This is a genomic window from Rhizobium sp. KNZ2-6A, assembly GCF_056755475.1.
In genome coordinates, this window is sequence record NZ_JBNDIC010000033.1 from 23,766 (window position 1) to 50,224 (window position 26,459).

Annotated in this window: 26 protein-coding genes; 17 read left to right on the top strand and 9 right to left on the bottom strand. The window is 61.0% G+C overall.

The annotated features are described in order from the left end of the window. The first annotated feature begins 152 nt into the window (after positions 1-152). Entirely contained in the window at positions 153-1,892 is a 1,740-nt protein-coding gene (locus ACPYOP_RS21415) for a type I secretion system permease/ATPase (RefSeq protein WP_481412321.1), read from the top strand. Further along, positions 1,889-3,199 (top strand): HlyD family type I secretion periplasmic adaptor subunit, encoded by a 1,311-nt coding sequence (locus tag ACPYOP_RS21420; protein ID WP_481412322.1) that lies wholly within the window; start codon positions 1,889-1,891, stop codon positions 3,197-3,199. Before ACPYOP_RS21415 ends, ACPYOP_RS21420 begins: the two co-directional genes overlap by 4 nt. Before the next feature lie 168 nt (positions 3,200-3,367). On the opposite strand, the gene eglC is transcribed toward ACPYOP_RS21420, so the two are convergent. Both eglC and ACPYOP_RS21430 read right to left on the bottom strand, forming a co-directional pair. Continuing rightward, positions 3,368-4,792: an endo-1,3-1,4-beta-glycanase EglC gene (gene eglC, locus ACPYOP_RS21425; RefSeq protein WP_481412323.1), complete on the bottom strand. Its 1,425-nt coding sequence runs from the start codon at positions 4,790-4,792 to the stop codon at positions 3,368-3,370. Between the two features lie 223 nt (positions 4,793-5,015). Beyond that, positions 5,016-5,939, bottom strand: a complete 924-nt coding sequence (locus ACPYOP_RS21430; RefSeq protein WP_481412324.1) for a LysR family transcriptional regulator — start codon at positions 5,937-5,939, stop codon at positions 5,016-5,018. A 150-nt stretch (positions 5,940-6,089) separates the two neighbouring features. Between ACPYOP_RS21430 and ACPYOP_RS21435 the strand changes: the two genes are divergently transcribed. The 7 genes from ACPYOP_RS21435 (at position 6,090) to ACPYOP_RS21465 (ending at position 11,163) form a co-directional block, all read left to right on the top strand. Continuing rightward, positions 6,090-6,938: a DODA-type extradiol aromatic ring-opening family dioxygenase gene (locus ACPYOP_RS21435; protein ID WP_481412325.1), complete on the top strand. Its 849-nt coding sequence runs from the start codon at positions 6,090-6,092 to the stop codon at positions 6,936-6,938. A 109-nt stretch (positions 6,939-7,047) separates the two neighbouring features. Beyond that, entirely contained in the window at positions 7,048-7,470 is a 423-nt protein-coding gene (locus tag ACPYOP_RS21440; RefSeq protein ID WP_481412326.1) for a DoxX family protein, read from the top strand. Between the two features lie 161 nt (positions 7,471-7,631). Continuing rightward, positions 7,632-8,534, top strand: a complete 903-nt coding sequence (locus tag ACPYOP_RS21445; protein WP_481412327.1) for an NADP-dependent oxidoreductase — start codon at positions 7,632-7,634, stop codon at positions 8,532-8,534. 417 nt (positions 8,535-8,951) lie between these two features. After that, positions 8,952-9,512 carry an FMN reductase gene (msuE, locus tag ACPYOP_RS21450; RefSeq protein WP_481412328.1) on the top strand — a complete coding sequence of 187 codons (561 nt, stop codon included), beginning with the start codon at positions 8,952-8,954 and terminating at the stop codon, positions 9,510-9,512. Positions 9,513-9,563: 51 nt separating this feature from the next. Beyond that, positions 9,564-9,740: a hypothetical protein gene (locus ACPYOP_RS21455; RefSeq protein WP_481412329.1), complete on the top strand. Its 177-nt coding sequence runs from the start codon at positions 9,564-9,566 to the stop codon at positions 9,738-9,740. A gap of 65 nt (positions 9,741-9,805) precedes the next feature. Next, positions 9,806-10,390 carry an RBBP9/YdeN family alpha/beta hydrolase gene (locus ACPYOP_RS21460; protein ID WP_481412330.1) on the top strand — a complete coding sequence of 195 codons (585 nt, stop codon included), beginning with the start codon at positions 9,806-9,808 and terminating at the stop codon, positions 10,388-10,390. A gap of 113 nt (positions 10,391-10,503) precedes the next feature. Beyond that, positions 10,504-11,163, top strand: coding sequence for a peroxiredoxin (locus tag ACPYOP_RS21465; RefSeq protein WP_149633346.1), 660 nt, complete (start codon positions 10,504-10,506; stop codon positions 11,161-11,163). Between the two features lie 63 nt (positions 11,164-11,226). On the opposite strand, the gene ACPYOP_RS21470 is transcribed toward ACPYOP_RS21465, so the two are convergent. Further along, a complete protein-coding gene (locus ACPYOP_RS21470; protein ID WP_481412331.1) occupies positions 11,227-12,129 on the bottom strand; it encodes a LysR substrate-binding domain-containing protein in 903 nt (300 codons plus the stop codon). A gap of 94 nt (positions 12,130-12,223) precedes the next feature. On the opposite strand from ACPYOP_RS21470, the gene ACPYOP_RS21475 reads away from it, so the two are divergent. Beyond that, complete coding sequence (locus ACPYOP_RS21475; protein ID WP_481412332.1) at positions 12,224-13,258, top strand: aldo/keto reductase; 1,035 nt, start codon at positions 12,224-12,226, stop codon at positions 13,256-13,258. Between the two features lie 74 nt (positions 13,259-13,332). On the opposite strand, the gene ACPYOP_RS21480 is transcribed toward ACPYOP_RS21475, so the two are convergent. Then, positions 13,333-14,364: an aldo/keto reductase gene (locus tag ACPYOP_RS21480; protein ID WP_481412333.1), complete on the bottom strand. Its 1,032-nt coding sequence runs from the start codon at positions 14,362-14,364 to the stop codon at positions 13,333-13,335. Between the two features lie 260 nt (positions 14,365-14,624). Here ACPYOP_RS21480 and recX point away from each other — a divergent pair, with 260 nt between their 5' ends. Further along, positions 14,625-15,161, top strand: coding sequence for a recombination regulator RecX (gene recX, locus ACPYOP_RS21485; RefSeq protein WP_481412334.1), 537 nt, complete (start codon positions 14,625-14,627; stop codon positions 15,159-15,161). A gap of 98 nt (positions 15,162-15,259) precedes the next feature. After that, complete coding sequence (locus ACPYOP_RS21490) at positions 15,260-15,838, top strand: DUF922 domain-containing Zn-dependent protease (protein WP_481412365.1); 579 nt, start codon at positions 15,260-15,262, stop codon at positions 15,836-15,838. A 52-nt stretch (positions 15,839-15,890) separates the two neighbouring features. Here the strand turns inward: ACPYOP_RS21490 and ACPYOP_RS21495 are convergent, their stop codons facing one another. The 5 genes from ACPYOP_RS21495 to ACPYOP_RS21515 are packed head-to-tail and all read right to left on the bottom strand — an operon-like array spanning position 15,891 to position 21,166. Then, complete coding sequence (locus ACPYOP_RS21495; protein ID WP_481412335.1) at positions 15,891-16,616, bottom strand: ribonuclease activity regulator RraA; 726 nt, start codon at positions 16,614-16,616, stop codon at positions 15,891-15,893. A gap of 18 nt (positions 16,617-16,634) precedes the next feature. Continuing rightward, complete coding sequence (gene araD, locus ACPYOP_RS21500; protein ID WP_481412336.1) at positions 16,635-18,371, bottom strand: L-arabinonate dehydratase; 1,737 nt, start codon at positions 18,369-18,371, stop codon at positions 16,635-16,637. A 54-nt stretch (positions 18,372-18,425) separates the two neighbouring features. Further along, entirely contained in the window at positions 18,426-19,289 is an 864-nt protein-coding gene (locus tag ACPYOP_RS21505; protein ID WP_481412337.1) for an ABC transporter permease, read from the bottom strand. 3 nt (positions 19,290-19,292) lie between these two features. Further along, complete coding sequence (locus ACPYOP_RS21510; RefSeq protein ID WP_481412338.1) at positions 19,293-20,108, bottom strand: ABC transporter ATP-binding protein; 816 nt, start codon at positions 20,106-20,108, stop codon at positions 19,293-19,295. Positions 20,109-20,161: 53 nt separating this feature from the next. Then, positions 20,162-21,166: an ABC transporter substrate-binding protein gene (locus ACPYOP_RS21515; protein ID WP_481412339.1), complete on the bottom strand. Its 1,005-nt coding sequence runs from the start codon at positions 21,164-21,166 to the stop codon at positions 20,162-20,164. Positions 21,167-21,296: 130 nt separating this feature from the next. Here ACPYOP_RS21515 and ACPYOP_RS21520 point away from each other — a divergent pair, with 130 nt between their 5' ends. The 5 genes from ACPYOP_RS21520 (at position 21,297) to nadC (ending at position 26,443) form a co-directional block, all read left to right on the top strand. After that, positions 21,297-21,989 carry a GntR family transcriptional regulator gene (locus ACPYOP_RS21520; RefSeq protein WP_481412340.1) on the top strand — a complete coding sequence of 231 codons (693 nt, stop codon included), beginning with the start codon at positions 21,297-21,299 and terminating at the stop codon, positions 21,987-21,989. Between the two features lie 113 nt (positions 21,990-22,102). After that, positions 22,103-23,005 carry an NUDIX hydrolase gene (locus tag ACPYOP_RS21525; protein ID WP_481412341.1) on the top strand — a complete coding sequence of 301 codons (903 nt, stop codon included), beginning with the start codon at positions 22,103-22,105 and terminating at the stop codon, positions 23,003-23,005. Positions 23,006-23,074: 69 nt separating this feature from the next. Beyond that, positions 23,075-24,046 (top strand): quinolinate synthase NadA, encoded by a 972-nt coding sequence (nadA, locus tag ACPYOP_RS21530; RefSeq protein WP_481412342.1) that lies wholly within the window; start codon positions 23,075-23,077, stop codon positions 24,044-24,046. After that, the gene (locus ACPYOP_RS21535; protein WP_481412343.1) at positions 24,043-25,584 is read left to right on the top strand and encodes an L-aspartate oxidase; all 1,542 of its coding nucleotides are present in this window, start codon (positions 24,043-24,045) and stop codon (positions 25,582-25,584) included. Before nadA ends, ACPYOP_RS21535 begins: the two co-directional genes overlap by 4 nt. Position 25,585: 1 nt before the next feature. Further along, the gene (nadC, locus tag ACPYOP_RS21540; RefSeq protein ID WP_481412344.1) at positions 25,586-26,443 is read left to right on the top strand and encodes a carboxylating nicotinate-nucleotide diphosphorylase; all 858 of its coding nucleotides are present in this window, start codon (positions 25,586-25,588) and stop codon (positions 26,441-26,443) included. Positions 26,444-26,459: the final 16 nt, after the last annotated feature.

The following is a 26,459-nucleotide window of genomic DNA, read 5'->3' on the forward strand; positions in this document are numbered from 1 at the left end:
AAAGCTGAGCCGCTCTCAGTGTGAAGCGGGAGTGGTGGTGGAGACCATTCACGATCGCTTTGCGGGTTCATGGCGCCGAGCGGGAGGCGGTGCCTTGGACGTCATGTCGATCCCAGCCGTGCGCGACGGCCAATATTGAGGATAAAGCCAAGGTGCTTGCCGTCCCGAAAGACCCTCCGCAGACATTTGTCGCCTTGATGCTGTCTGCGCTGCGCAAGGCCTTCATTGGCGTCGCCCTGGCGAGTGGCGCCATCAATGTGCTGGCCTTGACCGGCTCCTTTTTCATGCTGCAGGTCTATGACCGGGTCATTCCGAGCCGCAGCCTGCCGACATTGTCCGGCCTCGCCATCATCGTCGTGGCCCTGTTCCTGTTTCAAGGGGCAATCGAGTTCCTGCGTTCCATGCTGCTTGTTCGCATCGGCATGTCGCTTGACGAACGATTGAACAGAAAGGTCTTCCGCTCGCTCCTGTTCCTGCCGACCAGGAAGCAGACCTCGGACGACGGCCTGCAATCGGTCCGCGATCTCGAGCAGATCCGCTCCTTCCTCTCCGGTAGCGGCGCGACGGCGCTTTTCGATCTGCCGTGGGTACCGTTCTATCTGACCCTTTGCTTTCTGTTCCATTTCTGGATCGGCTTCACGGCTCTGTGCGGCGCTCTGTTGCTGGTCGGCATCACAGTGCTTGCCGAACTGCTGTCACGTCGACCGGCTGAGGAGGCGGCCAGGTCTTCGGCCAAGCGCCTCGGTTTCGCCCAGGCGGCACGGCGCAACTGGGAGGCGGCCATCGCCATGGGGTTTGTTGGCCGCCTGAGCGAGAAGTGGGCGGCCATGAACGACGACTATCTCAGGCATCAGCTAACGGCGAGCACGGTCGTCGGAGCGCTGACCATTGCCGCCAAGATGGCTCGCATGATGCTTCAGTCCGGCGTTCTTGCTGTCGGGGCGATCCTCGTCATTCGCCAGGAAGCGACGGGTGGCATCATCATCGCCAGTTCGATCCTGCTGACGCGGGCGCTGGCGCCTGTCGAGCTTGCGATCGGCCAGTGGAAAGGCCTTGTCGCCGCGCGCCAGGGCTGGAGCCGGCTTGCCGCGCTCCTGGACATCGTGCCGCCCAAGCTGCAGACCTTCGCTTTGCCGCCGCCGTCACGCGAGCTCAGCGTCGAGAATATCAGCGTCACCTCTCCAGGCAGCCGCGACCTTATCCTGCGCAATGTGTCGTTCAAGATATCGGCGGGGACGGTGCTCGGGGTCATCGGCCCGAGTGCGTCGGGCAAGTCCTCCCTTGCGCGGGCGATTGCCGGTCTGTGGCCGGTTCCCATCGGCGCCGTGCGGCTCGATCGTGCCGCTCTGTCACAATGGGACACCGACGAGCTCGGTCGGCATATCGGCTATCTGCCGCAGGATGTGGACCTGTTCGACGGTTCGATCGCCGAGAATATTTCCCGTTTCGCTGAGGACATGCGCACGGAGCCGATCATCGCCGCGGCCAAGGCTGCGGGTGTTTACGACATAATCGTCAAGCTCCCAGATGGCTTCGATACCAGGATCGGCGAGAGCGGATCGCGCCTTTCGGCCGGGCAGAGACAGCGCGTCGCCCTGGCGAGAGCGCTTTACGATGATCCGTTCCTGGTCGTTCTCGATGAGCCGAACTCCAATCTGGATGCGGAGGGGGAGGCGGCGCTGACGGCGGCTCTCGCAGGCGTGCGGGAGCGCGGCGCTATCGCGATCGTCGTTGCCCACAGGCCAAGCGCTCTGGCCGCCGCCGACACCGTCATGATCGTTGCCGGCGGCCAGGTCCAGGCATTCGGTCCGAAGAAAGACATCCTCGGGCCATCGCCCAAGCAGGTCGGAACGACGCATTTCGCCGTTGCCGGTGGGGAGACGCACGGATGACCGAAAAGACTTCGCCGTCGACCGAACGGACGATCCGCCGCCTGTCCCTGCTGGTAGTGGCGGCTATATTGCTGCTGTTTGGCGTCATGGGCGGCCTTGCGGCGGCGACCAGGATTTCCGGGGCGGTGATTGCCTCGGGCACGCTGGTCGTAGACAGCTATGTGAAGCCGGTGAAGCACCTGAAGGGCGGGATTGCCCGCGCGATCCTCGTGAAGAATGGCGATCATGTCGCAGCCGGCCAGGTGCTCGTCCGGCTAGACGACACGCAGACCAAGGCCAACCTTGCCATCATCCGCAAACGGCTGAACGAACTTTCCGCCCGCACCGCGCGTCTTACGGCGGAGCGCGACGGCCGGCAGGATATCGCCTTTCCCGCCGAACTGCTCTCGGCCGCCGACGACGCAGGCGTAGCGGCTATCATGGCCGGCGAACGCCGGCTCTTTTTCGATCGCCACGCATCGCGTGAGGGCCAAAAATCGCAGCTGCACGAGCGCATTCAACAGTTGAAGCAGGAGATCGAAGGGCTTGTGGCGCAGGAAGAGGGCAAGCGGCGCGAGATCGCACTCATCGCCAAGGAGCTCGGTAGCCTTGAAGGCCTGCTCGATCAGGGCATCATTTCGGCGACGAAAGTCTATTCCCTGCAGCGCGAAAGCGCTTCGCTGAACGGCGATCTCGGCAACCTCGTCTCGTCCATCGCCCAGACCAGGGGCAAGATCGCGGAAACCGAGCTGCAGATCCTGCAGATCGATGCCGATCACAGTTCGGAAGTATCCGAGCAATTGCGTCAGGCGGAGAGCGACAGCGGCCAGTTTTCCGAGCGGCTGATCGCCGCCGAGGATGATCTGAAACGGATTGACCTCAAGGCGCCGCAGGCCGGCATCGTCGACCAGCTGAGCATCCATGCCGAAGGAGCGGTCATTTCCCCGGCCGAGGCGATCCTGCAGATCGTTCCGGACAAGGATGCGCTCGTGGCGGAGCTGAAACTCGCGCCGCAGGATATTGACCAGATCAGCGTCGGGCAGGCGGTATCCTTGCGCTTTCCCGCCTTCAATCAGCGGATAACGCCCGAGCTGAACGGCCAGGTCGGCACCATCTCGGCGGATCTGGTGACGGATCAGCGTTCGGGCCAAAGCTATTATGTCGTAAGGGCCAAGGTGGCAAAGCCGGAATGGGAGAGGCTCGGTGCACTTACGCCGCTGCCCGGCATGCCGGTGGAAGCCTTCCTGCAGACAGGGCAGAGAAGCGTTCTGGCCTATCTGACGAAGCCGATGACCGATCAGATCAGGCGGGCGTTTAGAGAAGATTAAAGTGGTCTCGTGCCGCGGTCTCTTTCCCGAACACGCGTGCTGATATTACAGCGCCGCCTTTCAAGACGAGCTAAGGGCGCGGCAATTGTTTGAAATCATGCAGTCACTAAGCGGCCGTCCGATTTATGTCGAACGGCCGCTCTGGAATGCTTCGAGTTCTGAGGCCGGTCAGATATGCCAATCCGTCGTATGGGCGGATTGGGCCGAGGCAGCATGATCGTCCAGGGAATAGGCCTTGATATAGTCGATCTTCATCTCGGATCCGTTCGGAAGCCCATCCGTCGGAGTACCCGCTACGCCGCCGACTGCGAGATCGACCAGCATATACATCGGGCCATGCATATCGGCGGGCGTATCGGCATGGGCGACGGCAACGTCGTCGAAGTACCAGACGATCTGATCCTTGTCCCAAAGCACGCCGTAGTTGTGAAAGCCGTTGGTGCTTGGCACTTCCACTGGAATGGACGTCTTCGTATGCTCGCCGGTGGCATTCGAATGAACCGTGACATTCACCGTGGTGGGGTTCTGTCCGCGCATCTCCACCACATCGAGTTCAGGCGGCCAGGAGCCGTCCTCCGGCAACAGCCAGAAGGCGGGCCAGACGCCTTGATTATGCGGCATCTCCGCTCGCATTTCGAAATAGCCATAGGTCTGCGAGAAGGTGGAATGGGTGGTCAGAAGGCCGGATGTGTAATCATGGTTCTCGACGATCGATTTCAATGCGTCCGGCGTTTGTTTCGCCGTGATCGTCAGAACGCCGTCCGAGACGGAAAACGGGTTTGCGGATGCCGTCGGCGCGTAGGACGGATTGATATACCATTGCAGCTCATCGTTCAGGCTGCTGCCCTTGTCCGGCGCCCAATGGTATTTAGCATCCCAGGTGCCCTGCGTTCCCTCGTGCAGCGAAAGCGTATTGAAATTGTCCGAAAAGGTCTGCGTCAGCGACGCTCTGTCGAGGCCCAGCTGGAACTGGTCTTGGTGAAGGTCGGACACGGTCTTGTTGGCGAAGACCAGACTTTCGCCATTGCCGAGGTCTAGCCGAACATTGGCTCCTTCCTGGGTGGAATGGCTGACGACCTGATCGAAGGACGTCAGACCATACTGGTTGAGCCGCACCTTGTCGTCATCGCTGAAGTCGGTGATGAGATCGCTGCCGTTGCCCTTGGAGATGACGAAGGTATCGGCCCCGCCGCCGCCAATAAGGACATCGTTGCCGCCGCGCCCGTCGATGGTCTGGCTGCCGCTGCCGCCGGTGATGATATTGTCGGCGTCGTTGCCATAGGCGTGGCGGTTGTCGCCGGTGACGGTGAGGTTTTCGACATTGGCGGGCAGCGTGTAATCCATCCAGGTTTTGATGGTATCGACGCCGGCATTGGGGCCTTCAGAGACCCGATTGTTGCTCGAGTAGATATAATAGATGTCGTCGCCTGTGCCGCCCATCAGCGTCACGTTGACGGTGTTGTCGCCCCATATGGAATCATTGCCGGCGGTACCGTAGAGCGTCGGTCCCGAGCCGGTGGCGGAAAAGAAACCTGTCGACGTACCGCTATAGTAAAGCGGTTGTCCAAGAGCATTCAAAACTGAATTAGGCATGAGAAACCTCTTCCTTGGTGCCGGACCAGCTCCTCAACCGATCTAATATTTCTCCCCACTCATATGCATCAGATAGCGTGCATTGTTTTTCTGCCCAGCCCCTGCGGCAAGTTTTTTCGCCGTTGCCAAGGATGGGAGTGCTATGGGCCGATGAAGGGAAACGCCTGCGTCCGCTCCGCTTTCTTGCGGTGCCGCCCTGACGTGACTTGCAGATCAGGCAGGCCTATGTCACCAATTGAGTTTCGGCCGACATCGGGCAAAGGCTTTTTCGGGAGGCGAGGAAATCGATGAAGGTGCGAACTTTGGCGGAAAGATATTTTCTGGTGGGATAGACCGCATGCAGGGTGGCCTTGAATGTCACATCCTCAGGCAGAACCATTTCCAAGCGGCCATCGGCGATGTCGGCCTGTGTCATCCATACCGGTAAAAAGACCAGGCCCATGCCTTCCAATGCTGCCAGATGCAGCATGATTTCGTTTTCGCTTTGCATGACCGTGCGGAAGCTCACTGTTTCAGGGCCTTTCCTCCCATCGAGTGCGAAACTGCCGCTCGCATTCATGCCGCTATAGGCCAGCAGTGAATGACCATTGAGATTGCTCACCTCGGACGGACGCCCGGTGCGCTCGATATAAGCGGGTGATCCCACGAGGTGAAAAGGGACCTGCAACAAGGGACGTGCGACAAGGCTGGGATCGAGCCGTCCTGGTGCTGTCGCACGTAAGGCAAGATCGAAGCCTTCGTCGACCAGATTGACGATCCGGCCGCTGAGATCCATGTCGAAGCGCACGTCCGGATAGCGCTGGTGATATTCGGCGAGCGCGCGAGCGACAAGCGCATTTGCTACCCACACCGGAGCGCTCAATCTCAAGGTTCCGCGCGGCATGACGGTGACGTTGCTGACGGCCGCTTCTACTTCGTCAAGGCCGTCAAGCATTTGTCGGCTCTGGTTGAAGTAGAGCGTACCGCTCTCCGTCATGCTGACATGGCGGCTGGTTCGGTTCAGCAAACGAGTGCCCAGCCGATTTTCCAAATGCATGACATGTTTGCTCGCCATTGCAGGCGAGAGACCAAGGCGATCGGCCGCGGCGGTAAAGCTCTTCAGCTCAGCCACCGTGCAAAAGACCCGCAGGCTCATCAACGTATCCATGGATCATCAACATAGAGGAAATGTTCCTTCAATGTAAGTCGCATTGATCAATGACAGTGAAAGATTAGTTTGCATTGCGCTACGCTGCATAACTCATCACCTCTCTGGTTTTCAGGCTGGTGGCAGTCGCCTCGAAAAGGATGCAACACCGTGAATAAGTTTCGCCTTCCAACCTATTTCATCAGCCATGGCGGCGGTCCCTGGCCCTATATGGCCGGTGATTTCCGCAGTAATTTCGACAAGCTCGAGCAATCCTTGATCGATATGCGTCTTGAGCTCGGCAATACGGTCCAAGCAGTGCTGGTCGTTTCCGGTCACTGGGAAGAGCAGGGTTTCGCCATATCGTCAGGTGCCCATCCGGGGATGGTCTACGACTATCACGGCTTTCCGGAATATCTTTACAGCATCAAATATGGCGCACCCGGCTTGCCGGAACTTGCCAGGAGAGTGCAAGCATTGCTGCAGGAGCGCGGCATCGAGGCAGGGCTCAATCCGACCCGAGGCTTCGACCATGGCACCTTCAGCATTCTCAAGCCGCTCTATCCCGAAGAAGATGTTCCGGTCGTTCAGCTTTCGCTCGATGCCGGCTACGATCCCGCCCTGCACCTTGAAGTCGGGCGCGCACTGGCCCCGCTGCGCGACGAGGGCATTCTGATCATCGGAAGCGGCCTCAGTTACCATAATCTTCCCGCAATGCGCGGGAAGGAGGGCTACGAACCATCCCGGCAGTTCGACGCCTGGCTCCAGCAGACCCTGGTCCGTTCGTCCGCCTATGAGCGCGCAAAGCTGCTGCTCGAATGGGAACAGGCACCATCTGCCCGCGCGGCACATCCACGCGAGGATCATCTCATTCCGCTGATGGTGGCTGTCGGCGCGGCAAGGAATGAACCCGGCGCCGTCACCTATCACCAGACCGATTTTGCAGGCGGGCTTACGGCATCCAGCTTCCGCTTCGGCGATGTACCGGCATTGGTGGCAGCCGACGGATCAGCCAAATGAGCGAGCTGTCGAAGCGTACTCACGCTGCTGACGGGCCCTCCGGACGGAAAATCTCAAACTCAAATCCACCGCCGCTTGATGCACTCAACGGCCATTCAGGAGAAGCACTATGTTAAACACCACCAAATGGACGCCCCATGTTCTCGGGATTTTGCGGATCGTCACCGCGCTGCTGTTCCTTGAACATGCGACCATGAAATTCTTCCAGTTCCCAGCGGCAATTCCCGGCGTAAGCTATCCGTTGCCGGCCATCATGCTCGCCGCCGGCGCCATTGAAATCGTCACCGGCCTGCTGATGACCGTCGGTCTCTATACGCGCATCGCCGCCTTTGTCGCATCGGGCGAAATGGCGGCCGCCTATTGGATGGCGCATGCACCCCAGGGCTTCTGGCCGGCACTCAACATGGGTGAGGTCGCCATCATGTTCTGCTTCATCTTTCTCTATATCGCCTTTGCCGGCGCCGGCAGCTGGGCATTGGACAACTCCCTGCGCGGCTCTTCGAAGCAGGTATCGCTCACGGAACGAGCATAAAGCCAATGCGCTCCCGTCATTCGACGGGAGCGTGTCATCCACGCGATCTGAATAGCGGCCGGCGTTTCTTGCCGATCCGATAGCCCATTCCTTGGCCTTCTCGACGCTCCGCACAGGAGCCGAAATCCGTAAAGGCCATAACGAACCCATGGAGACAAGCAATGAAGGCTGTGCTTCTGAAATCCTATGGCGACATCAATCAATTCGAGATCGGCGACATTCCAGCGCCAAAGCCGGGTGCCGGCGAGGTTTTGATCAAGATCGAGGCATCGGCCGTCAATCCGTTCGATCTCATTTTGCGTCAGGGTTTCATGTCCCAATACATTCCGCTTCCGCTCCCGGCGGTTCTGGGCGGGGACGCCGCCGGTACGATTGCAGACATTGGCGAAGGTGTCGAAGGGTTGGCGGTCGGCGATCGCGTCGTGGCCGATTTCTCCGCGAATGGCAAAGGGGCGCATGCCGAATTCGGGCTCGTTCCAGCCACCTCCGTTGCCAAGCTGCCCGCTGCGTTGAGTTTCGAGCAGGGAGCGGCGTTGGTAAAGGCTGGCCTGACCGGGAGACAGACTGTGGATGCCTTGGGTGTCAAGGCAGGTGCCCGGGTATTGATCTCGGGCGCGCTCGGCTCCGTCGGCCGTGCCGCCATCCAATATCTCAAGCAAGTAGGTGCCCAGCCGGTCGCAGGCGTTCGGCCCGAGCGGATGGACGAGGCGCGCGAACTGGCCGGGGAAAGCGTGGACATTACCGTGCCGGCAAAGAGTCCCAGTTTTCAATATGCCATCAGCGCCGCTGCGCCGGTGGCTCAAAATCTCATCGGAAATGTGGTTGATGGCGGCCAGGTCGCAAGCGTTGTTCCAGTGCCCGAGGACGCCAACCAAGGCAACCGCCTGACCATCCGCGAGCTCTATCATCGAACCGATGCTTCAACGCTTGATGCGGTTCTCGACGCGGCAGCGCGAGGATTGCTGGTGATACCGATTTCGCAGGTTTTTGCCCTGGAGGAATTGGGCTTGGCCCAAGATGCAGTCGCCAGGGGAGCGCAGGGCAAAGTCGTGCTCAAGCATTGAGCATTGCAGCATCGGTGGTAGCGCAATCTTTGCCATTGCTGCCGCCAGCGGGCGCTGAAACGACGTTTTCAGTCCCGCTTGCTAGTTCGATAGCCTTTGCCAAAAAGCCGATCAATTGATGACAGCGTCAGGACTAGGAGCACGTGTCACGATCTGTGGCACGTGCTTCATCATATGCACTTCGCTTGGCAAAGACGGCGCCCGCCGCTGCCCGATGAGTAAGTGCTGAGGCCCCGCGAGCCGGGTCGACAGGCAAAACTAAGCAGGAACGCCGGAGGGCACGGAGCGGGAAAGAGATTTTCCGTTTCCGGCGGCCCAAGAGATGGCTGTTTCTTTAAATCTACTATTTTTGTGGACAATATTCGCATTATCGAAAACGCATGTGATTTCCGAAAGGGATGAGCGAAAGGGATGAGAATGAGTGTGCCCAAACTCGTCGGCTTCGCCGGCAGCTTCAACAGGCCGTCAAAGACCCACGCGCTGGTCCAGACGGTTGCCGATCTGGCAAGCGAGCAATATGGCTTCACCAGCAGGGTCTACGATCTGCACGATGTCGGCGCCTCCCTCGGCTTGGCGCAATGGCGCAAGGGACTCGACGACCAGGCGAGAAGCGTCATCGACGAGATCGTGTCGGCCGATGCTCTCATCATCGGTTCGCCGACCTTCAAGGGATCCTATCCCGGCCTGTTCAAGCATCTGATCGACCTCATCGATCCGCATGAGCTGCGGGGCAAACCGATCATCATCACGGCGACCGGCGGCGGTGACCGGCATGCGCTGATGGTCGAACACCAGCTGCGGCCGCTCTTCGGCTTCTTCATGGCGCATACCTTGCCGACGGCGGTCTATGCGTCGGATCGCGATTTCACCGATTACAAGGTCTCGTCCGAGCCGCTGGCCAACCGGATCGACGAGGTCGTCGGCGAGCTTGCGGCCTTTTTCCCGCATCCGGTGGCGAGGCTTGCCGCTGCGGAATGACGGGCGGCCACGCCCGGACGTCTCGGATTTGTCAACGGAATGGAGGCTTACATGAGATGGAATGTCATCAGCCGCCTGAAGACGATTTTCGCCGGTCCGACGCTGCACAAGGTGGATGTTCGCACGCGGTCCGTTGACTGGGTCGAGTCGAGCGAGCGGGAACGAGAGCTCTCCGCCCGAGACTACGAGATCTATTATTGGTGCTCCACGCCGGCGCCCTGGTATTGAAAGGATGCCCCTTCGATGTCGTGTCGCCAGTTAAGCTTCCCATCATTATTCGTCGCGAGGCTTCCATGACCAGAGTGCTGATCGTACCGGGTCTTTTCGGCTCGGGTGAGGGGCATTGGCAGCGTTACTGGCTGCGGGATCATCAAGATGCCCGGCTGGTCGCGCAGGACGATTGGGACTTGCCCCATCTCGGCAGCTGGATGGAGAAGCTGGAGGAAGCGCTGGAAGAGGCAGGCGACGCCTATGTCGTCGCCCATAGCCTCGGCTGCGTATTGACGGCGAAATTGGCGGGCCGCCCCGCCGCGCGAAGGGTCAAGGGAGCGCTGCTCGTCGCACCCTGCGATATTCCGGTGACCGAAGCCCTGCATGCCGGACATCTTTCCTTCGGCACGATGCCGACGGAAGCCCTGCCTTTTCCCAGCATCACGATCGGAAGCCTGAACGATATCTATATGGGGCTCGACCGGCTGACCATGTTCGGGCGGCTCTGGAAATCCGATGTCCGCAATATCGGCCTTGCGGGGCACATCAATATTGCCAGCGGCTTCGGGCGCTGGCCAAGCGGTTATGGCTTCCTTGAAATACTGAAGACGCGCAACAGACATCGCCGGCCGCAAGGGTTTTCGACGGCTGTCGCAGTCCCCATTTAAAAGAAGGCTTTTCATATCGAACGTTCGGCGCCATTGTGCGGCGGATTTTCTGATCCTGCTCCACATCGGCGCATTTCAGGCGTGCAACGGGGCAGAACTTTGGAGGTAAGACAATGAGTTTGCGCATCAACGATATTGCTCCGGATTTTACGGCGGACACGACGCAAGGCGAAATCCAGTTCCACGACTGGATCGGCAATGGCTGGGCGGTGCTGTTCTCCCATCCGAAGAACTTCACACCCGTCTGCACGACGGAGCTCGGCGCGATGGCCGGTCTTGAAGGAGAGTTCCGCAAGCGTGGCGTCAAGATCATCGGCATTTCCGTCGATCCCGTCGAAAGCCATGGGCGCTGGAAGAACGACATCAAGACGGCGACTGGCTTCGATGTCGACTATCCGCTGATCGGCGACAAGGACCTCAAGGTCGCCAAGCTCTATGACATGCTGCCGGCCGGTGCCGGCGAAAGCTCGGAAGGCCGCACGCCGGCCGACAATGCCACCGTGCGCTCCGTCTTCGTTATCGGCCCCGACAAGAAGATCAAGCTGATCCTCACCTATCCGATGACGACGGGCCGCAACTTCGGCGAAATCCTGCGCGCGATCGACTCGATCCAGCTGACATCAAAGCATCAGGTCGCGACGCCGGCAAACTGGCAGCAGGGTGAAGACGTCATCATCACGGCAGCCGTCTCCAATGAAGATGCGATTACCCGCTTCGGCTCGTTCGACACGGTATTGCCCTATCTGCGCAAGACCCGCCAGCCGTCCGCCTGATCGGGACAAGCGGTTGCAATTTGCTGAATAAGCGATGCGGCTCCAAAGGTCGCATCGCTTTTTTCAAAGGCTGACGTTTTCACGCAGAAACTCCAGAAGCGTCCGCACGCGCGCCGGCAGCGGGCCGCCCTGGCCGATATAGACGGCATGGAATTCCTCGACATCGCCGGGATTTAGATCGTCAAGGACCGGCAGCAGACGACCCGCCGCGATATCCGATCTGACGGTGAAGGCGGCAAGCCGCGCCAGGCCGGCGCCACCGAGCGCGAGATGGCGCATGGCCTCTCCATCGCCCACCTGCAGACTGCGAGGGGTCGGTACCGTCGCAATCTCGCCATCAACCAGCAACGGCCAGCCTTCGATTGCCCGGGAATAGGCAAAGCCGATGCAGCAATGTTTCTCCAGCTCAGTGGCTGAGCGGGGCGTGCCGTGCCGCTTCAGGTAATCCGGCGAGGCGACGATGACCTTGCGTGTCGCTCCAAGCTTGCGGGCCGTCAGGCTGGAGCTTTTCAACGGTCCGGCGCGGATTGCGACATCGGCGCGCTCTTCCATCAGATCGACGATCCGGTCCGTGTGAAAGATTTCCAGCGAGACATTCGGATGCAGCGCCATGAAAGCGGGCATAAGCGGCGCCAGCGCATGGTTTCCGAACGAGCCGCTGGTATTGATGCGGATATGGCCGGCAACCTGCTCTCCCGCCGAGGCATGACGTTCGGCCTCGGCAATATCGGCAAGGATGGCAACGCTTCGCTCAAAGAAGGCGCAGCCTTCCGGGGTCAGCTGCAGCCGCCGTGTCGAGCGGTTGATGAGACGGGCGCCTAGACGTTTTTCCAGCCTTGTGACAAGTTTGCTCACCGCCGAGGGCGTCATGCGGCAGGCCGTGGCGGCGGCGGTGAAGCCGCCGAGTTCCACGGCCCGAACGAAGACTTCCATTTCGCCGGAACGGTTGATGTCTTGGCGGCTCATGATGAATTCAAATCACAAATGAGTTTCTAACCGGCAATCTATATCATCTTCCTTTGGCGGTCTATCTATCTGAAGAACCAACAGGAGACGGACGATGGACTACAGAAATCTCGGTGCTTCCGGCTTGCGCGTTCCCGTGCTCAGTTTCGGCGCCGGCACGTTTGCCGGCAGCGGCCCCCTCTTCAGCGCCTGGGGCTCGACGGATGCGACGGAAGCGCGCCGTCTGGTCGACATTTGCCTGGAGGCCGGCGTCAACCTTTTCGATACGGCCGATGTCTATTCGGCCGGCGCGTCGGAGGAGGTGCTTGGCCAGGCGATCCGGGGCAGGCGCGATGCTGTGCTGATCTCGACGAAGACAGCTTTGCCGATGGGCGAGGGACCGGCCGATTGGGGAAGTTCGCGTTCGCGATTGATCAGATCGGTCGATGCTGCCTTGCGCCGCCTCGGTACCGATTACATCGACCTCTTGCAACTGCACGCCTTCGATGCCTCGACGCCGATCGAGGAAACGCTCTCCACCCTTGATCAACTCGTAAAGGCGGGAAAGCTCCGCTACATCGGTGCGTCCAACTTCTCGGGCTGGGAGCTGATGAAGTCGCTCGCCATCTCAGACAGGCACGCCTATGTGCGCCATGTCGCTCATCAGGTCTATTATTCGCTCGCCGGCCGCGATTACGAATGGGAGCTGATGCCGCTGGGTGCGGATCAGAATGTTGGCGCCTTGGTCTGGAGTCCGCTGGCATGGGGCAGGTTGACCGGCAAGATTCGCCGCGGACAGCCATTGCCGGAAAAGAGCAGGCTGCACGAGACCGCGACCTTCGGTCCGCCCGTCGATGACGAAAAGTTGTTCGATATCGTCGATGTGCTGGATGAGATCGCTGGCGAGACTGGAAAGAGCGTGCCGCAGATCGCGATCAATTGGCTGCTGACCCGGCCGACGATTGCCAGCGTCATCATCGGCGCGCGCAATGAAGAGCAGTTGCGGCAGAACCTTGGCGCGGTCGGCTGGACGCTTTCCAAAGAGCAGATCGAGAGGCTGGACAAGGTCAGCGCGCTGACGGCTCCCTATCCCTATTTTCCGTATCGGCGCCAGGAAGGCTTTGCGAGACTCAATCCGCCGCTGGTCTGACGCGGCAGGCAGCATTCTTGCCTGTTTGAGGCGATGGCGGCGGAGCAAGCTCATGCTCCGCCGCTACATGCATTTTATCGGCCGCCCTCGATCTTGCGATGGCGCTGGTTCCGCCCGCCTTCACCGTAAGGATAGGCAGCGGGTTGAGGCGCGCTGATCTCGTTCAGCCTGTCCATTTCCGCATCCGTCAGCTTCAGCTCGGCTGCGCCCAGATTGTCGGCAAGCTGCTCACGCGTGCGGGCGCCGAGGATGACGGAGGTGACGGCCGGTCGGGCCGCCGTCCAGGCAAGCGCCACTTGTGCCATGCTGACACCACGCGCCTTGGCGATCTCCTCCACGGTAGCGATGATTGCCCAGGTCCGCTCCTGCGCGTTGCGTGGGGCAAAGGATTCGCTGCCGCGATTGGGGTTCTCGCCAAGCCTTGTGGCGCCGGTCGGCGTCTCGTCGCGCTTGTACTTGCCCGTCAGCCAGCCGCCGCCGAGCGGCGACCAGGGAAGCAGGCCCATGCCAGCATCCAGGCAGGCGTCGACAATCTCAAGCTCGATGTCGCGCGCGAGCAGATTATATTGCGGCTGCAGCGTGATCGGACGCGTATAGCCCCGCGCCTTGGCGATCTCGACGGCCTTGGCGATATGCCAGCCGACATAATTGGAGAAGCCGTAATAGCCGATCTTGCCGGCGCGCACGGCATCGTCGAGAAACCGCAGCGTCTCCTCGATCGGCGTCAGGGCATCCCAGGCATGCATCTGATAGAGATCGATATGCTCGATACCGAGACGGCGCAGGGAATCGTCCAGCGCCTGGCCGAGATGACGGCGCGACAGACCGAGGTCGTTCGGTCCGTTGCCCATCGGGAAACGGCCCTTGGTGGCGATGATGGCCTGGCGGGCTTCGGCCGGACGCGCCTTCAGCCAACGGCCGATGATCTCTTCCGATTTACCGGCGCTGTAAACATCGGCGGTGTCGATGAAATTACCGCCCCATGCGAAATAATCATCGAGAAGTTTATGCGACGCGGCCTCGTCTGCTTCCGCGCCGAACGTCATGGTGCCAAGGCAATAGGCCGTGACGACGGCCCCGCTTGGGCCGAGCTTGCGATAATCCATTTCTGCCTCCTCTGAACGGAGCGCTGGTACCCGATCGGCAAAGCGGTCGGGAGAGCCGCAGGCTCCGTGATCCATAGCAATGTGATGCTTGAGACGGCCTCCACCGTCGATGGGGGTTCGACGCTCGGCATTTCAATGCCGTGGCCGCAGAGACACCATAGCCAATCATCCCATGATTACCAAGCGTATTCGTTGCCTGGCTGGCCCTGCTCGCGTAAAATTCTCCGTGATGATTCCTCTCTTCTCGAATGTCTCCCTTCATGGATGAAGCGCCGACAAGCCGCATGCTCTCCTGGGCACGCAACTCCACCATCTATCGCCTCGAACGCCGGATGATGACCGAAAAGCAGCTGTTCGATGCGATCGCTAAGAAGGCGAGGCAGAAATTCGAGGATATCAGCGATACACAGGTCAAGGCGCTTGCCGATTTCGCCGTCAAATTCGCCTATGAGCTGAAGGTGCTCGATGATGTCGCCTATGCCGAGATCAGCACGCGTTCGGCAGTTCGCTCCGGCAAGTCGAAGAAAGCCATCGCCTTCAAGCTCGCATCCAAGGGCATAGGCAGTGAAACGGTGGTTGCGGCGGTGGAGGAGGTCGATGATCTCCATTCCGCCGTCATCTTTGCCCGGAAGCGTGGCTTCGGACCCTTCCGGCGCGGCGATCTCGACGAGAAGCGCAAGGCGAAGGAACTATCCGCTTTCGCTCGCAACGGTTTCAGCTTCGCGATTGGCAAGAGGGTTTTCGATATGGAGCGTGGGGACGCCGAAGACCTGTTGCACTCGACCTCTGCGATTTGACATGGTCCGCGTTGTCATGGTTGATCGCGCCGGCTAGTTTGCGCGCTTGCGTGTGGCCGGGCATGGGGACGTTCGTGAAATCAGATATTGCATTGCGTATGATGGCGGTGGGTATTGCTTTTTATCCTTTTGCAGCACGGGCGGATTGGCAGCCGGTCGAGATCGTCAAGACCTACGCGATCGCGGGAACATCCGGCGCGGAACTTTACGATTCGATCGGCGAGCGGGGCCCGTTGCTCGGGCCCAAGGTCAGGGCGATTGCCCATACCGATTTCAAGCTGACCTGGACGCGGAAATACGAGCCGCAGCCTGATGGCGCCTGCATGATCACCGTCAACATACCGAAGCTGATCATCACCTACACCTTGCCGAAACCCTCGGCGCAACTGCCCGCATCGACCCGCAAAAGCTGGCAGAAATTCATCGCTGGCGTCGAGGCGCATGAGCGGGTGCATGGTGGCTTCATCAAGGACATGGTCAAGGAGATCGAAGCGATGAGCGTCGGCTTTTCCGTGCCCGATGACCCGAAATGCAGCAAGATCCGCGTCGAACTCACAAAGCGGCTCGGCGAGATTTCCAGCAAAGAGCGGCAGAAAAACAGCGACTTCGACAAGGTCGAATTCAGCGACGGCGGCAATCTCCAGCAGCTTGTTTTGAAGCTGGTGCGCGGGGAATAGCTGCGAGGACGCAGCCGGGTCGTTCCCCCGGCTGCAAGTGATAGAGGAGGCTTTAACGCCCCTTCTGTTTCCGCCATTCGGCAAATTTGAGTTTTGGCGCGTCGCTGGTCGCCGGATAGAGGCCGATGATGGTGGCGCCGTTCATGACCTCTTCGGTGACGAAATCCTCATAGGCCGTCATCTCCACGGTTTCATTGGCGATTTCATCGGCAAGATGCGCTGGGATGACGATGACGCCTTCATTGTCGCCGACAAGCACATCGCCGGGGAAAACCGCGACATCGCCGCAGCCGATCGGGCCGTTGATTTCGATCGCCTGATGCAGTGTCAGATTGGTCGGGGCGGACGGGCGATGATGATAGGAGGGGATATCGAGCGCGGCAATCTCTGGGCTGTCGCGGAAGCCGCCATCGGTGACGACGCCGGCCACACCTCGGACCTGCAAGCGCGAGACGAGGATCGAGCCGGCCGAAGCGGCGCGCGCATCCTTGCGGCTATCCATGACCAGCACGAAACCGGACGGGCATTGCTCGACGGCGGCGCGTTGCGGGTGTTCCGGATTGCGGAAGACGTCGAGCGTGTTCAGGTCCTCGCGCGCCGGAATATAGCGAAGCGTGAAGGCCTGGCCGACCATGTTCGCCTTTTTCGGCGAGAGCGGCCGCACATCCTGAATGAACTGGTTGCGCAGGCCGCGCTTGAAAAGCGCCGTGGCGATCGTTGGCGTTGCGACGCCCGTCAGCTTGTCGCGCGTCTCGCTGCTCAGAACGTAATTGCTCATGCGATATATCCTCTATGGTCAATAGATGTCGGGCTCGCCCGGTGTGGGGCCGAAGCTGGTTTCCAGAAAATCGAAATCGCAGCCGGTATCGGCTTGGGCGACATGGCGCGAGAACATCCAGCCAAAGCCGCGGCCGAATTTTTCCGCCGGCTTGACCCAGGCGTCGCGCCGACGCTGCAGCTCGTCCTCGTCGACAAGCATATCGATGCGCCGTGCCTCGAGATCGAGGCGGATGATATCGCCGTTGCGCAGCAGCGCCAGTGGTCCGCCGACATGGGATTCCGGCGAGACGTGCAGGATGCAGGCGCCGTAACTCGTGCCGCTCATGCGGGCGTCTGAAAGGCGAAGCATGTCCCTGTGCCCCTTCTTGAGAAGCGCCTTCGGGATCGGCAGCATGCCCCATTCGGGCATGCCGGGGCCGCCCTGGGGGCCGGCACCGCGCAGCACCATGACGTGATCGGGCGTGATGTCGAGGTCTTCATTGTCGACCGCCGCTTTCATCTCCGGATAGCTGTCGAAGACGAGCGCCGGTCCCTGATGCTTGTGAAAGCGCGGATCGCAGGCGGCGGGCTTGATGACGGCTCCCGTCGGCGCAAGGTTGCCCTTCAGCACCGCCAGCGAGCCTTCGTGATAGACTGGATTGTCGAGCGAGCGGATGACGTCGTCATTGTAGCATTTCGCTCCCTCCAGCGTTTCGCCGAGGGTGACGCCGGAGACGGTGAGCGCCGAAAGATCGAGCTTGGAAGAAAGCTTCGCCATCAGCGCGCGCAGGCCGCCGGCATAGTAGAAATCCTCCATCAGATAGGTCTTGCCGGTCGGCCTGATATTGGCAAGCACTGGCGTTGTGCGCCCTGCTTTATCGAGATCATCGAGCGAGAGGTTGACGCCGGCGCGTCGTGCCATGGCGATTAGATGGACGACAGCATTGGTGGAACAGCCCGTCGCCATGGCGACGGCGACAGCATTGTTGACGGCGGCAGCCGTGACGATCTTCTCCGGCCGCAAGTCCTCCCAAACCATTTCGACGATCCGCCGGCCGACGGCCGAGGACATGCGGATGTGGTTGGCGTCCGGCGCGGGGATCGAGCTGGCGCCGGGCAGGGTGAGGCCGAGCGCCTCGGCGATTGCCGTCATCGTGCTCGCCGTGCCCATGGTCATGCAGTGACCGTAGGAACGGGCGATGCCGGCCTCGACATCGACCCATTCCTTCTCCGAAATGGTGCCGGCGCGGCGCTCGTCCCAGAACTTCCAGGCGTCGGAGCCGGAGCCCAGATATTCGCCGCGATAATTGCCGCGCAGCATCGGACCGGCCGGCAGGTAGATCATCGGCAGCCCCATGGAGAGCGCGCCCATAACGAGGCCAGGTGTGGTCTTGTCGCAGCCGCCCATCAACACGGCGCCATCGACTGGGTGCGAACGCAAAAGCTCTTCGGCCTCCATCGCCAGCATGTTGCGATAGAGCATGGTCGTCGGCTTGACGTAGCTTTCCGACAGCGACAGCGCCGGCAGCTCCAGCGGAAAGCCGCCGGCCTGCAAAATGCCGCGCTTCACGTCCTCGACGCGATGCTTGAAATGCGCGTGACAGGGATTGGCGTCGGACCAGGTGTTGAGAATGGCGATGACGGGCTTATCGGCCCATTCTTCGGGCGCATAGCCCATCTGCATGGTCCGTGAGCGATGTCCCGAACTTCTGAGGTCATCAGGCGCGAACCATCTGGCGCTGCGTAAATCCTGGGGCTTCTTCCTGCTGTTCATCGTATTTGCGCCTTGTATTCGAAGTTGGTCGAAGGGATAAATCCGCGCGCCGCCTCATTCCTTCATGCCCCATTTCAGCAGCGTGCGGCGCTCGATCGTTTGGAAGACGAGGTTTTCGACAATAAGGCCGATGACGATGACTGTCAGCAGGCCTGCAAAGACGGCGGGGATGTCGAGAAGATTGCGGTTTTCGAAGATGAACCATCCAAGCCCGCCCTGGCCAGAGGAGACGCCGAAGACGAGCTCGGCGGCGATCAAGGTGCGCCAGGAAAACGCCCAGCCGATCTTCAACCCCGTGAGGATCGAGGGGAATGCGGCGGGGATCAGGATGCGGAAGACATAGGAAAGTCCCGTCAGCCCATAATTGGCGCCGACCATGCGCAAGGTGCGCGAGACGCCGAGAAAGCCGGCATGTGTATTGAGCGCAACCGCCCATAGCACTGAATGTATGAGCACGAAAATAAGGCTTGCCGGGCCGAGCCCGAACCAGATGAGGGCAAGCGGCAGCAGCGAGATCGCCGGCAGCGGATTGAACATCGCCGTCATGGTCTCGAGGAAGTCGGTGCCGATGCGGGTATTGATCGCAACGACCGTCAATACGGCTGCAAGCACCGTTCCCGAGACGTAGCCCGTCACCAATATCTTCAGCGTGGTCCAGATGCGCGCCGGCAGCACACCGTCGGCGAAACGGTCGTAAAGCGCGGCCAGCGTGTCGCTGAGCGTCGGAAACAGCAGCGGATTGTCGAGATGCCGTGCGTAGGCCTCCCAGATGACGGCAAGGATAATGATCAGCAACGACTTGCGAAAGAGGCTCGATTGCCAGAGGAGCTCGATCGTGCCGAGCTTCTGTTCTACGGCGGCAATATGGCCCGCCGGTTCGCTCGGTGCGGGGGCTAGGATGATCTGCGGTGCGCTCATGGCCTACTCCCTGTGCCCCTGTTCGGCAAACAGCATGTGATGAATTTCCTGCTCCAGCTTGGCGGCGGCCGCGGGGTCGTCGCGGACGGTTTCCACATCACGCACCTCGGCCTTGACGCGGCCGGGATGCGGCGACAGCAGCAGGATGCGATTGGAGATCTTGATCGCCTCGGCGATCGAATGGGTGACGAAGATGACGGTGAAGCGGGTATCCTCCCAAAGCTGCAGGAGCTCGTCCTGCATCTGCCGGCGCGTCAGCGCGTCGAGCGCGGCAAAGGGCTCGTCCATCAACAGAATATCGGGCTGCATCGCCATGCCGCGGGCAATCGCGACACGCTGCTTCATGCCACCTGACAGCATATGCGGATAGGTGTCGATCGCGCGGGTGAGCTTCACCTTGTCGATATAGTCGCGGGCGATGGCCTCGGCTTCGCTGCGTGGCAGACGGCGGGCTGCCGTCAGCGGGAACATGACGTTTTCCAGCACCGTCTTCCAGGGCAGCAGCTGGTCGAATTCCTGGAAGACCATCATGCGGTCGGCGCCGGGTTTTTTGACCGGCTGCCCCTTGATTTCGATCCGGCCTGCCGTCGGCGTCATATAGCCGCCGATGGCCTTCAGCAGCGTCGATTTTCCGCAGCCCGAGGGGCCGAGGAGGACGAAACGGTCCGACTGGGCAACCGAGAAGCTGACGTTTTCCGTCGCGGTGATCAGCAGGTTCGGCGTCTTGTAGCGCAGCGTCACCTTATCGACATTCAGAAGCGGTTTTGCAGTCATCTTTTCCGTCATCGATGTGTCGGCGGCAATATTTGCCTGAAGCATGAGGGCTCCTCCAAGGTACGGCTTGAAGGCGGCATTCGCGCCGCCGGGGCACGTCAATTGCCGTTGAGATCGGCGGCTTCCGGCAGGTAGTAGTCGGTCCAGGCCTTCGGCATGGTCTTGAGCGTGCCGATCTTATGGAGATGGGCCGCGAACTTCATCGTTCCCTGCGGATCCATGCGGAACTCCATCATATGCGGCTCGTTGAGGATCGCCATGAGGTCGTCGAGACTGGTCTTGTCGCCACTGACGGTCTTGTAGGCTTCCACGGCCGATTTCGGGTCCTTCTTGATGAGATCGATGGCTTCCGCCGTCGCCTCGCGCACCGCCTTGACGATGGTCGGGTTGGCGGTTGCGAACTGCGTCGTGGTGAAGAAGGTGCCTTGGGTCAACTCACCGCCGATGATGTCGCGGGAATCGATGACCTTATGAACGCCCGGCTGCTTCAACTCGAGATACTGGAAGGGCGGCGCGGAGAAGTGGTTCTTGACCTCATGGGTCTGGTTGGCGAGCGCCGCCATCGCGTCGGGGTGGCCAAGCTGCACCGTATTGGCGTCGAATTTGTGCACCTGGTCGTCGCCATACATTTGCGCGGCGGCCATCTGCAGAAGGATCGCCTGCGTCGAGACGCCGACCGTCGGCACGGCGATCTTGTCGCCCGGTTGAATATCCTTCAGCGACTGGATGCGCGGATCGCGCGAGACCATGATGACGGGCTGGGCCGAATTGGTAACGATGCCCTTGACCTTGCCTTTCGTGCGGTCCCAAAGCAGCAGCAGGTTGCCTGTGCCGGTATTGACGATGTCGACATTGCCGGAAAGCAGGGCATCGGTCTGCGCGCCGCCGCCGCTGAAGGTGCGCCATTCGACCTTGACGCCCTCCAGGCCATCGGCGGCCGCGTGCTTCTCGATCAGCTTCCGCGTCTCCATGACGTGGCTCGCCAGATAGAGAATACCGGGCTGGCGCGTGATCGAAATGTCAGTCTTTTCGGCTGCATTGGCTGAAAGGCCGCCGGCGATCACCATGCCGACCGCAGTCAGACAGCGAAGAAATCCTCTCATTAGCTCCTCCCATTGTTCCAACTCTTGAGAAATCGAAGTTGGCTTCATTTAACTAAAGCACTAATGTATCAGTGCATCAAGCCCTGTTTTGTGTTTAATGAGCAGACCCTCGTGATCAGAAAGGCCGCCAGTGAAGCTCAATCCGAAGGAATTCGCTCTTGATCGATCCCGTCAGGTGGCGCCGCAAATCCTGGAAATCCTGAGATCGCGCATTCTTTCCATGAGCCTGCCGCCGACCACGGTCCTGTCGCGCATCTCGCTGCAAAGCGAGTTCAATGTCAGCCAGACGCCCGTGCGCGATGCTCTGATCCGGCTCGAGGAGGAGGGGCTGGTCGAGGTCTATCCGCAATATGCGACCGTCGTTTCGCGGATCGATGTCCGCAACGCCATCGAGGCGCATTTCCTGCGATTGTCGATCGAGCTCGAAGCCGTTCGACGGTTGACGCTGGATTCACCCAGTGAAACGGCCGCGGCTCTGGAGACTGTTCTGGTTCGCCAGAAGCATGTCATGTCTCCCGAGACCTATGATCTCTTCGATTCCCTCGACAAGGATTTTCATCGGGTGCTTTACGAGAGGGCCGACATCCTCGGCCTGTGGTCCACCGTCCGGCGCCAGGGTGTGCATATCGACCGGCTGCGCATGCTGAACCTGCCGATGCCTGGCAAGCTGGAGCAGATCGTCGTCGACCATCAGGCAGTCGTCGACGCCGTTCGCTCCGCCGATGCGGAAGCCGCCGTCGCCGCCCTGCGCAAGCATCTCTCCGGCACCTTGTCGATCATCGATCTGATCTGTGAACAATATCCGGATTATGTGAGCCGGTAAGTACGGTCTGGCTTTTCGGATTGCCGGTAGATGTGGAGCGCGCAAGCGCCCGCATTGGCTTGCGCCTTACTTCATGCGACAAGGTTCATAGGCTAACAAATCATGGAGTTCGCTTGACCATCGGGCTTGCGCATGCCGAGCTGATCGCGGTTCTGACGGCCGTCACGGGCGGCGATCCAAGGGTGATGACGGTGCGGTCGGGCGGTGCCTTGCCATCCGGTCCGTTCGAGCTTGGACATCGCACACTGCAGAGCGGATTGCGCGAATGGGTTCAGGAACAGACGGCCCACCCCGTCGGCTATTTGGAGCAGCTCTATACGTTTGCCGATCGCGATCGAAACAACGAAATTCTCGGCGGCCGGACGATTTCCATCAGCTATCTGGGGCTCGTGCGCGAGCAGGCGGCACCCGGCGGCGGCATGCCGGGCTGGCATGGCTGGTACGAGTATCTCCCGTGGGAGGACCATCGAAACGGGCGACCGCCGATCCTCGATGATGTCGCCGCCCGCCTCGCGCCATGGATCGATGAGGATCAGATGCGGCGCGACCAGCGTCGCCGGCGTGCCGATTTCACCTTCGGACTGAATGGGGCTGCATGGAACGAGGATCTCGTTCTGCAGCGCTATGAACTGCTCTACGAAGCAGGGCTCGTTGCCGAGGCGGGCTGCGACCTCAAGCATAATTTCGGCAGATCGATGTTTGCCGATCACCGCCGCATCCTTGCGACCGGCATGGCGCGGCTGCGGGCCAAGATCAAGTATCGTCCCGTCGTCTTCGAACTCATGCCCGAAAATTTTACGTTGCTGCAATTGCAGAAAACCGTGGAGGCGCTCGCGGGCCTGACGCTGCACAAGCAGAATTTCCGCCGGCTGATCGAGCAGCAGGAGTTGGTGGAGGAGACCGGCGGCACCGAAAGCGAGACCGGCGGCCGTCCCGCCAAGCTCTTCCGCTTCCGCCGCACCGTGCTTGAAGAGCGCGAATTCGCCGGAACGAAATTACCGCTCTCCCGCAATTGACATATGCTCAGCCTGAGAATATCTATTTGCTCATGATATACTCAAAGTGAGTATAATAAGGAGCCGGTCATGAATCTTCCCGTATCCGCATCCGCCCTTTACGATCGTGTCAGCCGCGTCATCCCGAAAGCCGAATGGCTGACGTTCCAGGATGATGTCGAGGCGATCCTCGAACTGAAGCGACGCCGCAACGCTGTCATTCTCGCGCATAATTACCAGACCCCGGAAATCTTCCATGGCGTTGCCGATATCGTCGGCGACAGTCTGGCGCTTGCCCGCAAAGCGGTCGAAGTCGATGCCGACATCATCGTCCTTGCCGGCGTGCATTTCATGGCCGAGACCGCCAAGTTGCTGAACCCTGAAAAGACGGTTTTGATCCCCGACATGGAGGCCGGCTGCTCCCTAGCGGAATCGATCACGCCCGAGGACATCGCCCTTTTGCGCCAGGCTCATCCCGGCGTTCCGGTCGTCACCTATGTCAACACTTCGGCGGCCGTGAAGGCAGCGTCCGATATCTGCTGCACCTCGGGCAATGCCCGGCAGGTGGTGGAATCGCTTGGGGTGCCGAAGGTGCTGATGCTTCCGGACGAATATCTGGCGCGCAACGTCGCGCGCGAGACCAATGTCGAGCTCATCGCCTGGCATGGGCACTGTGAGGTTCACGAGCTCTTCACGGCAGACGATATCCGTCAGCTTCGCGAGAATTATCCAGGCGTGACTGTGCTGGCGCATCCGGAATGCCCGCCCGACGTCGTTGCGGCGGCGGACTTTGCCGGCTCGACCGCGGTCATGTCCGATTATGTCGGCAACAAGCGTCCGTCGCGCGTCGTTCTCCTGACCGAATGTTCGATGAGCGACAATGTCGCCGTGCATCATCCCGACGTCGAGTTCATCCGGCCCTGCAATCTCTGCCCGCACATGAAGCGCATTACCCTCGGCAATATCCGCAAGGCCCTGGAAGAAGGGCGGCATGAGGTGACGGTCGACCCGGCGATTGCCGCCGACGCCCGTCGGGCGGTGGAAAGGATGCTGGCGATATGACCGAGATCCTCGAAGACCTGAACGGCCGCATCGTCATCGTCGGCAGCGGCCTTGCCGGATTGATGACGGCGCTGACGCTGGCGCCCGAACCTGTTGTGATCGTCACCCGCGCCCTGATCGGCGCGGAGACCTCGAGCGCCTGGGCGCAGGGCGGCATCGCGGCCAGCATCGGCAAGGGCGATAGCGCCGCCCTGCATCTCGCCGATACGCTTGCCGCCGGCGACGGGCTCTGCGACGCCAAGGTGGCGGCCAGGATCGTTACGGAAGCGCCGGCCGCGATCGCCGCTTTGGAGCGGGCGGGTGTGGAATTCGATCGCGATGATACTGGCGAGCTGTCCCTCGGGCTCGAAGCCGCGCATTCACTTCGGCGTATCGTGCATTCGAGGGGCGACGGTTCGGGGGCGGCCATCGTGCGCGCGCTTGCCGAGGCGGTCGCCCACACGCCATCGATCACGGTGCTTGAGGGCTATCAGGCGCAGCGGCTGTTGCTGGATGGGGATCGCGTCGCCGGCCTTCTGTGCCTGACCGACAAGGGCAGCGTCGTTTTGCCGTCCTCCCGTGTCGTCCTTGCCACGGGCGGTATCGGCGGCCTGTTCGATGCCACGACCAACCCTGTCGGCAATTTTGGGCAAGGCATTGCGCTTGCGGCAAGGGCAGGGGCACGGCTTGCCGATATGGAATTCGTGCAATTCCATCCGACGGCGCTCGATAGCCGCAGACGACCCCTGGCGCTTGTCAGCGAGGCGGTTCGCGGCGAGGGCGCGCTCCTCGTCAACGAAAGCGGCGAGCGCTTCATGGCGGGCATCGAGGGTGCCGAGCTTGCGCCGCGCGATGTGGTCGCGCGTGCCATCAGCGCGGAAATCGCCCGCGGCGGCCGGGTCTTCCTCGATGCGCGAGGCGTGCTCGGCTATCGTTTCGCTAAGCGTTTTCCGGTCATCGAGGCCCTTTGCCACGAGGCAGGGGTCGATCCGGCGAGCGATCTCATCCCGGTGCGTCCGGCCGTTCACTACCACATGGGCGGCGTGGCGACCGAGGAGAATGGCCGTAGTTCGGTTCCCGGCCTATGGGTCGTGGGCGAGGCGGCCTCCACCGGCCTGCATGGCGCCAACCGCCTTGCCAGCAACTCCCTGCTGGAGGCTGCTGTCATGGGCATGCGGGCGGCGCGCGATATCGCCGGCACGGATGCAAGCCCCGCAAGGCTGCCGAAACACCTTCCCGAGACTTTTGCCCCAGACCTGACGCTCGTCCGGCCGATCGTGTCGCGTCATCTCGGCGTGCTGCGCAATGCAGGCGCTATCCATGGCGCGATCGCGGCACTCCTGCCGCTTTGCGAGAGTGAAGGACCTGCAACCGATTCCGCCCTGGTGGCCTTGCTGATCGCCGTCTTCGCAAGCCTCAGAGCGGAGTCGCGCGGCGCGCATGCCCGCACGGATTTTCCGCTGAAACTGCAGCATGCGCAGCGCCGCATGATGCATGTCTCCGATGCTCTCGATATCGCCAGATCCGTCGTCCCCTATTCCATGGCAAGGAGTGCCTGATATGCCGCTTGCTCCCCTCCCGCGCCTGATCGTGGAGCCGCTGGTGCGCAATGCGCTTGTCGAAGATCTCGGCCTTGCCGGCGACGTGACATCCGCGGCCGTCATCCCGGCGGAACATCGCTCCCGCGTTGATATGGTGACCCGCCAGCCGGGCGTGGTCGCGGGTCTCGATGCCTCCGAGCTGGCCTTCCAGCTGGTGGATCCCACCATCGTTATGACGCGTCACATGCCCGATGGTACGAAGGTCAAGGCGGGCGACGTCATCGCGACGATCGAGGGACCGTCGCGCGCTTTGTTGACGGCGGAGCGCACGGCGCTCAATTTCCTCGGCCATCTCTCAGGCATTGCCTCCGTGACCGGCGGCATCGTCGAGGCGATCGCCGGCACCAAGGCGTCGATCGTCTGCACGCGCAAGACGACGCCGGGTCTTAGGGCTCTGGAAAAATACGCAGTGCGCGCCGGCGGCGGCATGAATCATCGCTTCGCGCTCTATGACGCCGTGCTGATCAAGGACAATCACGTCGCGATTGCCGGAGGGATCACCGAATCCATCCGCCGCGCCAAGGCAGGCGTTGGCCACATGGTCAAGATCGAAGTCGAGGTGGATACGCTGGCGCAGCTTCGCGAAGCCATGCAGGAGGGGGTCGACGCCGTGCTGCTCGACAATATGACGCCGGATCAACTTCGCGAAGCGGTCGATATCGTCGGCGGCCGGGCCGTCACCGAAGCATCGGGCCGCATCACGCCAGCAACGGCTGCCGCGATCGCCGCATCCGGCGTCGATCTCATCTCCGTCGGCTGGCTGACGCACAGCGCACCGACGCTGGATATCGGGCTGGACTGGAGGGCGGCGGCTTAGAGCCGCCGATCCCGGG

Bases quoted from the DNA above. Each gene is read 5' to 3' on its own strand.
- ACPYOP_RS21420 (WP_481412322.1), top strand. From the start codon at position 1,889: ATGACCGAAAAGACTTCGCCGTCGACCGAACGGACGATCCGCCGCCTG.
- eglC (WP_481412323.1), bottom strand. From the start codon at position 4,792: ATGCCTAATTCAGTTTTGAATGCTCTTGGACAACCGCTTTACTATAGC.
- ACPYOP_RS21430 (WP_481412324.1), bottom strand. From the start codon at position 5,939: ATGGATACGTTGATGAGCCTGCGGGTCTTTTGCACGGTGGCTGAGCTG.
- ACPYOP_RS21440 (WP_481412326.1), top strand. From the start codon at position 7,048: ATGTTAAACACCACCAAATGGACGCCCCATGTTCTCGGGATTTTGCGG.
- ACPYOP_RS21445 (WP_481412327.1), top strand. From the start codon at position 7,632: ATGAAGGCTGTGCTTCTGAAATCCTATGGCGACATCAATCAATTCGAG.
- msuE (WP_481412328.1), top strand. From the start codon at position 8,952: ATGAGTGTGCCCAAACTCGTCGGCTTCGCCGGCAGCTTCAACAGGCCG.
- ACPYOP_RS21455 (WP_481412329.1), top strand. From the start codon at position 9,564: ATGAGATGGAATGTCATCAGCCGCCTGAAGACGATTTTCGCCGGTCCG.
- ACPYOP_RS21460 (WP_481412330.1), top strand. From the start codon at position 9,806: ATGACCAGAGTGCTGATCGTACCGGGTCTTTTCGGCTCGGGTGAGGGG.
- ACPYOP_RS21465 (WP_149633346.1), top strand. From the start codon at position 10,504: ATGAGTTTGCGCATCAACGATATTGCTCCGGATTTTACGGCGGACACG.
- ACPYOP_RS21470 (WP_481412331.1), bottom strand. From the start codon at position 12,129: ATGAGCCGCCAAGACATCAACCGTTCCGGCGAAATGGAAGTCTTCGTT.
- ACPYOP_RS21475 (WP_481412332.1), top strand. From the start codon at position 12,224: ATGGACTACAGAAATCTCGGTGCTTCCGGCTTGCGCGTTCCCGTGCTC.
- ACPYOP_RS21480 (WP_481412333.1), bottom strand. From the start codon at position 14,364: ATGGATTATCGCAAGCTCGGCCCAAGCGGGGCCGTCGTCACGGCCTAT.
- recX (WP_481412334.1), top strand. From the start codon at position 14,625: ATGGATGAAGCGCCGACAAGCCGCATGCTCTCCTGGGCACGCAACTCC.
- ACPYOP_RS21490 (WP_481412365.1), top strand. From the start codon at position 15,260: ATGATGGCGGTGGGTATTGCTTTTTATCCTTTTGCAGCACGGGCGGAT.
- ACPYOP_RS21495 (WP_481412335.1), bottom strand. From the start codon at position 16,616: ATGAGCAATTACGTTCTGAGCAGCGAGACGCGCGACAAGCTGACGGGC.
- araD (WP_481412336.1), bottom strand. From the start codon at position 18,371: ATGAACAGCAGGAAGAAGCCCCAGGATTTACGCAGCGCCAGATGGTTC.
- ACPYOP_RS21505 (WP_481412337.1), bottom strand. From the start codon at position 19,289: ATGAGCGCACCGCAGATCATCCTAGCCCCCGCACCGAGCGAACCGGCG.
- ACPYOP_RS21510 (WP_481412338.1), bottom strand. From the start codon at position 20,108: ATGCTTCAGGCAAATATTGCCGCCGACACATCGATGACGGAAAAGATG.
- ACPYOP_RS21515 (WP_481412339.1), bottom strand. From the start codon at position 21,166: ATGAGAGGATTTCTTCGCTGTCTGACTGCGGTCGGCATGGTGATCGCC.
- nadA (WP_481412342.1), top strand. From the start codon at position 23,075: ATGAATCTTCCCGTATCCGCATCCGCCCTTTACGATCGTGTCAGCCGC.
- ACPYOP_RS21535 (WP_481412343.1), top strand. From the start codon at position 24,043: ATGACCGAGATCCTCGAAGACCTGAACGGCCGCATCGTCATCGTCGGC.
- nadC (WP_481412344.1), top strand. From the start codon at position 25,586: ATGCCGCTTGCTCCCCTCCCGCGCCTGATCGTGGAGCCGCTGGTGCGC.